The organism is Neobacillus sp. S1115 (assembly GCF_055385565.1).
The window spans coordinates 4,041,699-4,054,615 of the sequence record NZ_AP038275.1 but is presented as its reverse complement, the minus strand read 5'-3'; the positions used below and the strand labels follow the sequence as shown (position 1 = coordinate 4,054,615).

The 12,917-nt window shown below is 41.2% G+C and carries 14 protein-coding genes; 10 read left to right on the top strand and 4 right to left on the bottom strand.

The window, feature by feature from the left end; all coding sequences use genetic code 11:
- Positions 1-8: 8 nt before the first annotated feature.
- Positions 9-155 (bottom strand): hypothetical protein, encoded by a 147-nt coding sequence (locus ACZ5B7_RS19615; RefSeq protein ID WP_213118969.1) that lies wholly within the window; start codon positions 153-155, stop codon positions 9-11.
- 179 nt (positions 156-334) lie between these two features.
- Here ACZ5B7_RS19615 and ACZ5B7_RS19610 point away from each other — a divergent pair, with 179 nt between their 5' ends.
- Positions 335-562 (top strand): hypothetical protein, encoded by a 228-nt coding sequence (locus ACZ5B7_RS19610; protein WP_464490689.1) that lies wholly within the window; start codon positions 335-337, stop codon positions 560-562.
- Here the strand turns inward: ACZ5B7_RS19610 and ACZ5B7_RS19605 are convergent.
- Both ACZ5B7_RS19605 and ACZ5B7_RS19600 read right to left on the bottom strand, forming a co-directional pair.
- Positions 559-1,395 (bottom strand): RMD1 family protein, encoded by an 837-nt coding sequence (locus ACZ5B7_RS19605; RefSeq protein ID WP_464490688.1) that lies wholly within the window; start codon positions 1,393-1,395, stop codon positions 559-561. The genes ACZ5B7_RS19610 and ACZ5B7_RS19605 overlap by 4 nt on opposite strands.
- A gap of 101 nt (positions 1,396-1,496) precedes the next feature.
- Complete coding sequence (locus ACZ5B7_RS19600; protein ID WP_464490687.1) at positions 1,497-2,579, bottom strand: ArsR/SmtB family transcription factor; 1,083 nt, start codon at positions 2,577-2,579, stop codon at positions 1,497-1,499.
- Positions 2,580-2,684: 105 nt separating this feature from the next.
- Here ACZ5B7_RS19600 and ACZ5B7_RS19595 point away from each other — a divergent pair, with 105 nt between their 5' ends.
- The 4 genes from ACZ5B7_RS19595 (at position 2,685) to ACZ5B7_RS19580 (ending at position 7,045) form a co-directional block, all read left to right on the top strand.
- Positions 2,685-3,515, top strand: a complete 831-nt coding sequence (locus ACZ5B7_RS19595; protein ID WP_464490686.1) for an MBL fold metallo-hydrolase — start codon at positions 2,685-2,687, stop codon at positions 3,513-3,515.
- A 139-nt stretch (positions 3,516-3,654) separates the two neighbouring features.
- Entirely contained in the window at positions 3,655-4,452 is a 798-nt protein-coding gene (locus tag ACZ5B7_RS19590) for a DUF2935 domain-containing protein (protein WP_464490685.1), read from the top strand.
- 218 nt (positions 4,453-4,670) lie between these two features.
- On the top strand, positions 4,671-5,894 hold the full coding sequence (locus ACZ5B7_RS19585; RefSeq protein WP_464490684.1) for an MFS transporter: 1,224 nt from the start codon (positions 4,671-4,673) through the stop codon (positions 5,892-5,894).
- A 122-nt stretch (positions 5,895-6,016) separates the two neighbouring features.
- Positions 6,017-7,045 (top strand): threonine aldolase family protein, encoded by a 1,029-nt coding sequence (locus ACZ5B7_RS19580; protein ID WP_464490683.1) that lies wholly within the window; start codon positions 6,017-6,019, stop codon positions 7,043-7,045.
- A gap of 64 nt (positions 7,046-7,109) precedes the next feature.
- On the opposite strand, the gene ACZ5B7_RS19575 is transcribed toward ACZ5B7_RS19580, so the two are convergent.
- Positions 7,110-7,760, bottom strand: a complete 651-nt coding sequence (locus ACZ5B7_RS19575; protein WP_464490682.1) for a cell wall hydrolase — start codon at positions 7,758-7,760, stop codon at positions 7,110-7,112.
- Between the two features lie 240 nt (positions 7,761-8,000).
- Here ACZ5B7_RS19575 and ACZ5B7_RS19570 point away from each other — a divergent pair, with 240 nt between their 5' ends.
- From ACZ5B7_RS19570 to ACZ5B7_RS19550, 5 genes are all read left to right on the top strand, one after another.
- The gene (locus tag ACZ5B7_RS19570; protein WP_464490681.1) at positions 8,001-9,608 is read left to right on the top strand and encodes an ATP-binding protein; all 1,608 of its coding nucleotides are present in this window, start codon (positions 8,001-8,003) and stop codon (positions 9,606-9,608) included.
- Entirely contained in the window at positions 9,598-10,287 is a 690-nt protein-coding gene (locus ACZ5B7_RS19565; RefSeq protein WP_464490680.1) for a response regulator, read from the top strand. The genes ACZ5B7_RS19570 and ACZ5B7_RS19565 overlap by 11 nt, the downstream gene beginning before the upstream one ends.
- Positions 10,288-10,452: 165 nt before the next feature.
- Complete coding sequence (locus ACZ5B7_RS19560; RefSeq protein ID WP_464490679.1) at positions 10,453-11,745, top strand: CitMHS family transporter; 1,293 nt, start codon at positions 10,453-10,455, stop codon at positions 11,743-11,745.
- A 26-nt stretch (positions 11,746-11,771) separates the two neighbouring features.
- Positions 11,772-11,915, top strand: a complete 144-nt coding sequence (locus tag ACZ5B7_RS19555; protein WP_378584749.1) for a hypothetical protein — start codon at positions 11,772-11,774, stop codon at positions 11,913-11,915.
- 38 nt (positions 11,916-11,953) lie between these two features.
- Complete coding sequence (locus tag ACZ5B7_RS19550; RefSeq protein ID WP_464490677.1) at positions 11,954-12,883, top strand: AEC family transporter; 930 nt, start codon at positions 11,954-11,956, stop codon at positions 12,881-12,883.
- The last annotated feature ends 34 nt before the right edge of the window (positions 12,884-12,917 follow it).

Here is a 12,917-nt window from a genome sequence, read left to right as displayed (position 1 = left end):
TTGTGGTGTTATGATACATCTGTTAATTCTGATAAATGAACCAATTCGATGTGATGCAAGCTTCCTACTTCTTTAATTTCGCAGTACCCAGAAGTGTACTTAAAAAGGATGACATACCTCTTGCCGTTATAAATTACAGGAGTGTTGTTGTCCATTCTATTCCCGCCTTCCGAAATCCTTATTATCATTGTACAAACCATTCTTTATTTTTATATGAAGCGTATTTTAAAAATATGTTATAAATTTGCGAAAAAAATCGAAAAATCGTGTTGGATTTTGGCTGAAGGTAGGACAAGCTAAAATTTAATACATGAATGTTAAAGGAGTTTAGACCGTGAAATCATATGAGATTAACAACATGATTATCGATGATGACTTTGCAAGCGAAGAATATGTAACAGTGGATTTTATTCATCAGGAGAAACAATATAGTATTACATTCAAAAAATTGGACCTAGAAGTGATGAACAGATGGGTGTATGAGGATGGTACGTCTCTTCCGGCAGAAATACCGGAAGAGCTGATTGAATCAATTAGAGAAGATGTCAAAAATAGAATTTAAGGAATCCACCCGATAATTTGCAATATGGTCAGGACAATTTCAAACAGGATGAGAACGACGATAATCCATTCCACGAACAGGCCGCGGATGGAGTGGCTAATGGTCGAAAAACCATCCATGATATTGTATAAGATGTCTGTTTTGCTTTTTAAGATTTTATAGCGGTCATTTAATTCGAAAAATTCGATCATCCTGTCATAAAAATCACTTGCCGTGCTGCTGGTCCATGTGATGTCGGGCTTATCCAGAATCATAATATAGGCCAGGGTGTTATATTCGTGCCGGACTATTTTCGCTGTTGTCCGGGCGAGTTCCTTATTGCCGATTCTCAAGTTTCCTTTTTCAAGCCGGTCAATCATGTTTTCAAGCTTATCATGAATCTTTCCGAGTTGTTCTTCTGTTTTTTCGAGGGCCACTGATTTAGCCAGAACCGTGGAAATTAGCTCAGGATAGAAATCCTCAAATTCCGGGACTACTACATATTCGTCAGCGAGTTCGAGGTTCTCGTTTTCTCCGAAGTGCAGGCTGTAATCGTCAGTGTAGTTGTAGGCGATATTAAGGTCAACATCCGGCTCGAAGGAACGAATAAAGCGAAATACTATGTGGAAATCTTCTTCGTTTGCATGATTGATAAAGACGATACTGCCAAAGGAAAAAATCAATACCATTTGCATGTCGGAGACCTCTTGCATGAGGACCGAGCGTAAAACATCTCTCTTTAGAACTAAAGGTTCCTCCCAGGTGAATTTTTTTGGTATGCCGCAATGAATGGCAATTTTGTTTAAATCAATTTCGTTTGTGATGGCGAATGCTTTAAAGGTTATGGCCTCCATTGTTACCACCTTTTAGTAAATTTTCTTAGCTTATTAAAGTGTATTCGGTATGCCGCGACGAATTCCCTGCATTATTTTTGAAAAAGAAACCCAATGGGGTGTTAATACAAAAAATCCGTTCCTTTGATATATTGTGCTAAACCTGATTGAATTTCATTAAAGGATTTTTCCAGCAAATGATAAAAAACATAATAGCTTTTTCGCTTTGAAGCGATTAGTCCTGCATCTTTTAGTAGTTTTATATGTTTAGAGACAGCACCCTCAGTCATTCCCATCAGTCCGGCGAGTTCTCTGGTCGACCGAGGCTTTTGGGATAAATATTTAACAATCTGAAGCCGGCTTAAGTCTCCTAATGCGTTGAACAACTTTAGTAAATCCTCTGGAGGCATGGGCCGAGCAGCCTCGCGCTGATTTTCCATGATAGAGTAGTTAATCCCCACCGGTTTATGGGTATTGACAAATAAATGCGGCCAGGCGAAGTAGGAAGGAGTTAACAGTAAGACATCGTCTTTCTCAAAATAAATCTCCCGTTTGGAAATTCTTCTAATCACGGCTTTCTGTTGATTAGGATGAATATCAATTTCCGGTGAAAGGCTTCCCAATAGCGTTAGGGGCCCTTCCTTCATAAGCTTTCTGCCGCGGGAAGTAATATCCTTTAGAAAAAGATCCTCTATTCTACTCCAATCATCTTTCACGCATGTTTTCCAAAAATCCTCCAGCAACGTCAAAAATCTCTGTTTTATCTGTTCCGGTTTTTCCGCCAAAGCTAAGATAATTTCGTTTGAGTCTGGGTAAACGCTGCCGGCAAATTGGACAAATTCTTGTTGGAGAGTTTGGGGCGTTACTTTTTGGCCTAAGATGGTTTCTGCAACAGTTTGGAAAAATGTATCAGATGAGCCGCAACTTAGTTTATTCAGATCCTCACCAAAATCGCTAATTGTGGAATTCTCTTCTAGTCCCCAGAAAGTGACAATCGGCCGCTTATAAAAAATGCTGAATGCATCAATTTCTTGTTTTAAAGCCGGATTTATTTTTTTTCTGGCGTTTATGACCCATGGGATATGGAGCGGGTGGTGCTTGCAATCGATGAACACGTGAAGGGCGATTAGAGTTTCGTGTGCGGCTGAGTACCCAAATGATATTTGTTCAGATGATAGATTCGTAACTTCTAAGGAAAAAGACATTGTGATCCCCCAACTGATTTACTCTTTGCTCAATAAGTAGTCCGGCCAAAGGCCGTCGTCATATAATTCAATTATAATACAATCGGTAAAAAGGAGAGGAACTAGATGAGCGGAGAATTTTACAGCAAGCATTTTGATTTGGAAAGAGTGGGGGACGGGGTGTTTGCCGCGATTGCAAAGGAGGGCGGCGGTGCGGTTGGAAATGCCGGATTTGTGGATTTAGGAGGCCAGACGATTGTGTTTGATACATTTAATACGCCACAGGCAGCCGAAGATTTGAAAAGGGCAGCGGAAAGGGAAACCGCCCGTCCGGTTACATGGGTGGTGAATAGCCATTTCCATGGGGACCATATTCGCGGCAATCAGGTGTTTAAGGGCAGTACGATTATTTCTAGTCAAATCACGTTGGAGAAAATGCGGGACATTCATCCTGCACGAATCGAGCAACAGAAACGGGGCATCACGGAACTTACCCAATATATTCAAACTTTAAAAGAACAATTGGATCGGAATCATGATCATGAGTTAGCAAACAAAATCAGTTTTTTATTGGAAGTGGAAGCGTCCCTGCCATCGCTGGAGTTGACCTTGCCGCAGCAAACGTTTGAAGACGAAAAGGTTTTTATCGGAACCAAAAGAAGCGCAAAACTATTCACGCTAGGCGGCGGACATTCCTACTGCGATGCCATGCTATTGATTCCCGAAGAAAAGGTCCTATTTCTGGGAGACTTACTATTTGTCCAAACCCCGCCAACATACTTTGAAGAATCAAACCCTCAACAATGGATGGAGATTCTAGAAATTGTCGAAAACCTTGATTTTACAATAGCCGTACCTGGCCATGGCCCAGTAGGAACAAAAAACGATGTGCGGAGCATGAAAACGATGCACGGGACGATGCACGGGGACGGTTCTCGTGTTTCAATAGAACGTTAGAACGGGGAAATCAACTTCTTCAAATATTATGAGGTCCGTCCATAAACATTAGAATGGTTATAGAGCGGCAGTGTTCCTTCATAAAATAATAATGGCGTTTGGAATAAGATGTTTAGTATTTTTTAAGGGGGAGCTCAACATGAATGACACTTTTGCCAAGACTGCCAGCTTTGAGCATGCTTTCTGGCTGCAAATACTTGGTGACCATTCTCGGTTTATTTACGAGGCACTGGCACCCGTTCAAAAAGAGGAGATTGAAAAAGCCGTCAATTTCATTGAGATTTTCGATAGTCTTTTGAATCAAGTAAAAACGACTGATCCAAAGCAAATGGCAGCCCAAGCAGAACCAGAGGTAATGAGACTTCGGAAATTTAAATTAGACATGCTAAGTAAACACCTGATTGGAAAAATCAAAATTCACCTTTCCCCAACCTTTCTCAACCATATGGTCAACGAATTAGAAGAGTATGTACGGATCTTAAAGCACTTGAAAGCAGGGCAGGTTCCGCCTGTCTACCATGAAGTACATCATCATCTTGTTTGGTTATTGGATGCGGCCGGCCATTCGGATGCCATTTCCTCTAATTTGGACGGTGTGGAAAAAAGATTAAGAGAGAAAAGTGATAAATTTACGAAGGATTTTGAGGCATTTTATTTAAAGGCAGTCGAGATGGCAGGTTATTTAAGGACCAACCTGGCGGCATTTCCGGCGTTGGCGAAATTTAACTCAGATGCCTCGTTGGAAATTAAACTTTTTCAAAACTTTTTAAAGGAAATTGAAGAACTGGAGTTAAGTAAGCAAGCTTTAGGGACATTTGCCCCGTTAATGGCGGACCATATGTGGCGGGAGGAATGCTATTATCTTACCAAACTGGCAGAAGCAGCCAATCAGGACATGCCGAATTGTGATCCCACGAAGCCGAGGCTTCGGGATTAAATTTATGCGTGACAGCCCACTATAATTATGTTACTATAAGAAAAAATAAATCTCCTTTAATATGGTCCAGAGAGGCCAAAAAGGGTTGTACGGAAACACTCATATATCTTTTTGTGTATATGAAACCCTTTTGTCTCTTTACCGACGGAAGGGTTTTTATTTTTTCAAAAGTATCTTTTAATCAGGGTCCAGAGAGGCTCGAAAGGAGAATGACAACAGTGAATTATCAGAAAAAAACAGTCGTTGCATCAGTTGCAGGTTTAACGTTAGAGGGAATGGATATTATGTTTATTTCCTTCGCCATGTCCATGATCATTGCCCATTTCCACATTGATATGGCAACAGGCGGACTTATTTCTTCGATTACCAACTTGGGGATGTTAGTTGGGGGAACGATTTTTGGAATTTTGGCAGATAAGTTTGGCCGAGTAAAGGTTTTCACCTATACGATTATTTTATTTGCCATCGGAACAGCTTTAACTGGTTTGGCCGCAAATATTGAACAAGTATATATCTTTCGCTTTATCGCAGGCCTAGGTGCTGGCGGTGAATATGGAATTGGAATGGCTTTGGTCGCAGAAGCATGGCCAAAGAACAAGCAGGGGCGCGCTTCCTCCTATGTAAGTGTTGGGGCACAATATGGAGTCATCCTGGCAGCACTATTAAGTGCGGTAATTCTTCCTTCCTGGGGTTGGAGAGGATTGTTCTTCGTCGGAATTATTCCGGTAATCTTTGCCTTTATGGTTCGTAAAAACTTGGACGAGTCGCCGGAATGGGTGGCTGCCCAAAAAGAGAAGAAGTTGGTTAAAAAGCAAGGGAATTTAAAGCAATTGTTTGCGACTCGCAGAACCGCCTTCACGACGTTAGCTTTGGCCATCATGGCAACTGTACAGATTGCCGGCTATAATGGGTTAATGATCTGGCTGCCATCGATGCTTCAAAAATCACAAGGATTGTCGGTGTCTGGTTCCGCGCTATGGACCATCAGCACCGCGGTTGGAATGATTGTCGGGATGTTAACATTTGGACAGTTTATCGATCGCTTCGGAATGAAACGAACATACGGAATCTTCTTATTAGCATCAGCAGTTGCAGTATTTTTATACTCCTACGCATCAGGAAGTGCCGGTGTCTTAATCGGCGGTGCCATCGTCGGATTTTTCGCAAATGGAATGTTTGCCGGCTATGGTGCTTTAATTAGCCACTACTATCCTGTAGAAGTGCGCAGTACCGCCACTAACACGATTTTTAACTTTGGCCGGGCACTAGGCGGTTTATCACCGATTTTAGTAGGATTTATCCTGCAGCACGCGAACGTAACAGTTGCCATGGGATATCTTGCAGTGCTTTACTGTGTATCCTTTATAGCGATGCTCAGCTTGAAAAAGGGGAAGGCGGAGCAAAAACAAGAACGGTTCGTTCCTGCTGCAAAGGCAGTGTAACTTCTGTTAAAGCCATCACCAAGGGTGATGGCTTTTTTAGTGCGCAAATTTAGAAATTATTAAAAAAATAATGGTACAATGGAAAAATAATTCTATTTTTGAAAAAACGGAGGCAAACAAGAATGTACAGCTTTAAGAATGACTATAGCGAAGGCGGACATCCTAGAATACTGAACGCTTTGATGGAATCTAATTTCGAGCAGGAGGACGGGTATGGCGAGGACCGTTATACCAGTGAAGCGATTAAACTTATCAAAGAAAAAATGGGGCGGACTGATGTTGATGTTCACCTTTTAGCCGGTGGTACGCAAACGAACTTAACCGCAATTTCTGCTTTCTTAAGACCACATGAAGCGGCGATGGCAGCAAGTTCAGGTCATATTCTTGGACATGAAACAGGAGCCATCGAAGCGACTGGGCATAAAATCATTACGATTGATACGAAGGAGGGAAAGCTCAATCCTTCCCATCTTCAAGCAGTTCTTGACGGACACCCGGATGAGCATATGGTAAAGCCGAAGCTCGTTTATATCTCCAATTCCACTGAAATTGGAACTATTTATAAAAAGAATGAACTGGTGGCATTGAAAGATTATTGTGATGAAAACAAACTGATTTTATATATGGACGGCGCGAGATTAGGGTCGGCTTTGTGCTCCTCGGAGAATGATCTTCAGTTAAGTGACCTACCGTCATTGGTGGACGCTTTTTATATTGGTGGTACGAAGAACGGTGCACTGATTGGGGAGGCGTTAGTGATATGCCGTGACTCGCTAAAGGAGGATTTCCGCTATCATATAAAGCAAAAGGGCGGGCTTTTAGCAAAAGGAAGACTGCTTGGCATCCAGTTTCTTGAACTGTTTCGGGACAACCTATTTTTTGACTTGGCAGGGCATGCGAATAAACTGGCGGAATTACTTGTTGCTGAAATAAAGAAATTGAATGTTTCTTTTTTGACCGAGTCACCTTCTAATCAAATTTTTCCGATTCTCCCCAATGCGGTAATTGCAGAACTGGAAAAGAAGTATTGTTTCCATATTTGGGAAAAGGTTGATTCCGACCACTCTGCCATTCGACTGGTTACATCCTGGGCGACAAAAGAGGATAAGGTTTTGGAATTTATTGAGGATTTGAAAAAGGTAATTGGTTAAATTGCCGTAACATGCTCAAATTGAGACCGGGCAAAGGTAAACCTGCCCGGTTCTTCTATATAAACTATCTTTTAAACACATGATCCCCAATCGAGGCGGTTGTCGTCTTTGAATCAAGCCAGCGGCTGGTTGCAATTGCCGGATTATAGAAGAATAATGAATCTCCTACTAGTTCCCTTTTCTCGTTCAATGCTTCCCGTACTGCTTTAATAGAATCCTCATCCGCGGGTTTATTAATGGCCCCATTGCGGACAGGCTGGAACTGTCCCTTTTGATAAATAACCTCTCTAATCGAGTTTGGGAATGCCGAACTCGCAACACGATTTAAAACAACGCAAGCAACGGCCACTTTTCCTTCGTAAGGCTCAATCTCTGCCTCGGCCCTGACCAATCTCGCCAACAAATCTAGTTCTTGTTCTGAATATCCCTGATTCTCTTCTAGTTTTAACGCGGCATCTGCAGCCGCAGCCCGCACTGCAACTGTTCTGGCTGTCGTCAATTCAGCCTCGGAATTACCAGTATGTATAGTTTGTCCAACATAAATCAAATCGAGGTTTTGAACCTGAGGATTCCGATTCGCTAAATCTTGTAAAGTCATATTATGTTCTCTTGCAATCTTTGTCATCGTATCCCCGGTTTTAACCGTATAAGCAAAAACAGGTGAAGAAAATAAGAGTGATATCACAATTGTTAATGTCGCTATTAATTTTTTCATCAATACTTACCTCCTAGTTGATTTCACGTAATCTCTTAGTGTCTATTTCTATGAATCGAAAAAAAGAATAGTATTACAGTTTGATTTCATAGAAATAACAATTGTGTTATGTTGAAAAAATATCCAGGAGGTCGCTGATAATTAGAAACTAACAGAAAATATGAATTTGCTAGTTTTTAAAGAAAAATCTATATTTAGAAGCTATAATGTAAAAAGAGATTTTTTAAGGGGGTGTGCATCATGAAGACCAACAAAGTTTCCCTTCAAACCAAAATATTCATGCTGGTTCTGATTCTTAGCCTTATATTGATATTGTTATTGACTGGCTTCTATAGTTATACGGAAAGTAAGCAAATTGAGGAAAACAAAGGCAGGCTGGCACTGGAAATCTCGAAAACGGTTTCCTATATACCGACCATTATCGATGCTTTTAAGTCGAGTGATCCTACCAAAACCATTCAGCCAATTGCTGAAAAAATCCGGAAAGAAACAGGGGCTGAGTTTGTCGTCATTGGGAATAACGATAGGATACGATATTCGCATCCTGACAAATCAAAAATTGGCCGGAAGATGACCGGAGGGGATAGTGCCAGGGCCCTTGAAAAAGGGGAGTATTATATCTCTAAGGCTAAGGGTTCGCTCGGGCCTTCGATAAGGGGTAAATCTCCTATCTTTAACCAGCAGGGAGAGATTATCGGGATCGTGTCAGTTGGATTTCTCCTCGAAGATGTCAATCAACAAATTACCAGTAACTTAAGAAGAGTACTGATTGTTTCCTTATTTGCACTTTTCATTTCGCTGATCGGTAGTATTCTGCTAGGACGGAATATCCGCAGGGATACGATGGGACTGGAGCCGTACGAAATTGCCACCCTTTATAAGGAGAAAAACGCAGTCCTCCATTCTGTTAAAGAAGGGATTCTAGCAATCAATCAGGAGGGTTACATCACCATGATGAACCAACAGGCGAAAGAACTTCTTCAGATGCAAGGATCTGTTAGAAATAGGAAAGTGGATGGACAGTTTCCTTCCAGCTATTTATATGAAGTTTTAAAAACAGGTAACTCGCAAACAGACAAGGAAATGGTCTGGAATGATAAAACCGTCATCGTAAATTGTACGCCAATTGTGGATGAAAACGGCATAAAGGGCGTTGTGGCATCATTTCGGGACAAAACGGAAATTGAGCAAATGATTAATACCATATCTGAGGTAAAAAGGTATTCGGAGGACCTCCGTGCCCAGACCCACGAATTTACCAATAAACTTTACTTTTTACTGGGCTTGCTGCAGCTTGGGGAATACAAGGAAGCCATCGAGATGATTCAAGGTGAAACCCAGGCACTTCAGTTTCAGAATTCGGTTGTATTTAATCAAATTAAGGATACAAAAATACAAGCTATCTTATTAGGAAAATTAGGGAAAGCTTCCGAAAAGAAAATAAGCTTTGAGATTAATTCGGACAGTTATTTGGAAGCTTTGCCCTCCCATATTAAGCTTTCTAACCTTATTGTCATCCTAGGAAACTTAATTGACAACGCTTTTGAATCTGTTTATGGCAGAGTTGACCCGGCCGTAAAATTTTTTGGGACAGATATCGGCAGTGATATCATATTTGAAATTTCGGATAACGGTAAAGGATTTGATGAGGCTGACATACCACTCCTCTTTGAAAGGGGCTATTCCTCTAAAAAAAGTTCGGAACCGCGAGGATTTGGCCTGTCGAATGCGGAAGAGGCCGTGCTGGAGCTGAATGGAATCATTGAGGCACAAAGCAATCCCGATGGCGGAGCCATTTTTACCGTTTATCTTCCAAAGAACTTGCAAGGAGATGAGAATGTTGAATAGGATCAAGACGGTTATTGCCGAAGATGACTTTCGAATCGCTGCTATGCATGAAAAATTCTTAAATCAATTTGAAGAAATCGAAGTAGCAGGAAAGTCATTGAATGGAGAACAAACACTTCGTTTGTTGGAGGAGAAAAATCCTGATTTACTCCTCCTTGATGTCTATATGCCAGATATGCTGGGTTCGGATCTTCTTCCCGCTGTACGTGAGAAATTTCCGAAGGTTAGTATTATCATGATCACTGCGGCAACGGATAAGGAATTCCTTGAAAAAGCCTTAAACTATGGGGTTGAAAACTACTTAATCAAACCGGTAAACAAGGAAAGATTTGATGAAGTCATTCAAGAGTATATCAAAAAGCGTACATTGCTTTCCTCTGCTCAGGAAATCAACCAGAGCTATGTGGACCTTTTATTTAGGAATGGGAAAGCAGAACAAGAGGGAAAAAGTACTGGGCTGCCCAAGGGAATTGATGAAATTACACTGGCAAAAGTAAAAGCCGTTTTTAAGGTAAAGAAAGAGGGGCTCTCTGCAGAAGAAGTCGGCAAAGAAATTGGCGCTTCCCGGATTACGGCACGAAGATACCTGGAGTATCTTTCCTCCAAACAGGAGTTAAAAGCAGAAGTGGTCTACGGAATTGTCGGAAGGCCGGAAAGAAAATATTATCCAGTATCATAAAGGAAGGCGAATAGGTTGCCTTCCTTTTCCTTTTGGAAAAATCCCCCTCCTGTGAACAATATGTACAAAATCAACTTAAATTACGATAAGAACTTTATTTTGGTAACGTTTTCACCACAGAATATTTTGATTATATTTAATTTACAAACAAAAGGGGTGACTACAATGCTTGCTATTTTAGGATTTTTAATGATTATTATTTTCATGACATTGATTATGACAAAACGTCTTCCTGCTATGGTGGCGCTAATCGTTGTACCTGTTATTTTTGCATTGATTGGCGGCTTTGGGAAGGAAATGGGACCGATGGCGCTAGAGGGGATTAAAAGTGTTGCGCCAACCGGAATTATGATTCTGTTTGCGATTCTGTTTTTCGGGATTATGATTGATGCCGGAGTGTTTGATCCTATCATTTCGACAATACTGAAAGTGGTAAAAGGGGACCCGGTCAAAGTAGCGATTGGAACGGCTGTCCTCGCCCTATTGATTTCTCTCGACGGGGATGGGACGACCACTTATATGATAACGATTTCAGCGATGTTGCCATTGTATAAACGGATTGGCATGAGACCATTAACGCTTGCCGGAATTGCCGTTTCCGCTTCAGGCGTCATGAACCTCCTTCCATGGGGCGGGCCGACAGCAAGAGCGATGACTGCTTTACATATGGAAATGTCAGATATTTTTACACCGGTGATCCCAAGTATGGCGGGCGGAATCGTGTTCGTCTTATTCATGGCATTCGTGCTTGGAAGAAAAGAACGGAAACGGGTTGGTGTCCTGCAAATCGATCCTAGCACGAGCAATATGGTAGCTGCCACTTCAGAGGCTGCCTACCTAAAACGACCTAAGTTAATTCTTATAAACTATGCTTTGACGATTACTCTATTAGTAGCATTAATCCAAGAGTGGCTTCCAACAACAGTCTTGTTCATGCTTGGATTCGCTATTGCGATTACGCTTAACTACCCACGCTTAAGCGATCAAAAGGAACGAGTTGCCAACTATGCAGACAATGCCTTGTCAGTTGTTTCAATGGTGTTTGCGGCAGGGATTTTTACAGGTATTTTGACAGGTACAAAAATGGTAGATGCCATGGCAACTGCAATGATTTCCTATATTCCAGACTTCATGGGTTCACATTTTGCTGTGATTACAGCGATTATTAGCGCACCATTAACCTTCTTCATGTCAAATGATGCTTTCTATTATGGGGTGCTGCCTTTGCTTGCTAAAGCAGCGAGTGTATATGGAATCGACCCGGCGTTTCTTGGACGGGCATCATTGTTAGGACAGCCTGTTCACTTATTAAGTCCTCTTGTCCCTTCGACCTACCTCTTGGTTGGTATGGTTGGCGAAGACTTCGGCGACCTGCAGCGTACATTCCTAAAATGGGCGTGCGGCTCGACATTGGTGATGATCGTCGTTGCAATTGTTTTAGGCATTATTCCTTTTTAATAGAAAAATAGGCTGGAGGATTCAATATGTGGATTATTACCGTCTTTTTAGGAAAAAATAATGTCTCAATGTATGAATTTTATTCTGAGCAGGAAGCAAGGGAAGCGTTTGGCAATGTATCAGGTTGCAAATTTCTTTCTGAGGTGATTTATTATAACGATAAAGAATAAATAGGATTTTTGGTTTTATAGAGAGAGAAGGTATTTCAATGAATATATTGTTTCATATTTTGCTGGATATCATTTTCCCGATCTTTGTGTTAATCGTGGCAGGCGCCATCTTGCAGCGGACTGTTAAGTTAAATTTATCTACACTGTCAACTTTGACAGTGTATTTCTTATTACCGGCAGTTTGTTTCGTCAATATATATCAGAGCAAGTTGCCCAATGCGGTCGTTAGTCAGACGTTAGGCTTTTTAATGCTGTTTAACTTTATTCTAATTCTTATCAGTATGATAATTGCAAAAGCAAACAAATTTGACCGCAAGCTGTCTTCAACGTTTAAAAACAGTATGGTCTTAAGCAATTCCGGAAATTACGGTCTGCCGGTCAGCGAAATGGCTTTTGCCGGGAATCCGATCGCTATGTCCATCCAAATCATCATCATGATATTTCAAAACATACTCACATTTACTTACGGTTTATATAACTGTGTTTCTGCCCAGAGCAGCGGGATGGAAGTTTTGCGGAAAATTATGCGGCTACCGGTGATTTACGCTCTATTGTTGGCCGTATTGTTAAAATGGCTTCATGTGGAAATTCCATTTTATATTTGGAAGCCAATTGAAAATGCATCAAACGCCTTTTTAGCGGTTGCGCTCGTTACATTAGGTGCACAGGTCGCGTATTTAAAAATTACTAACATTTCCCGGCCCATAGTTTGGATTGTCATCGGCAGGTTGATTATTTCGCCAATTGTTGGTTTTTTCGTTATCACGGTACTTGATCTTAAAGGGATTACTGCACAGGCATTATTTATTGCCAGTTCTTTTCCGACATCGAGAAATAGTTCCCTGCTTGCGCTAGAGTATGACAATTATCCGGAATATGCCTCGCAAGCGGTACTGTTAACGACCATTATCAGCAGTTTTACCGTTGCCATTGTCGTTTACCTATCGAAACTCCTTTTTGCGGCTTAAATGAACTGATTAGACAGGCCAATTTTTCAATGGA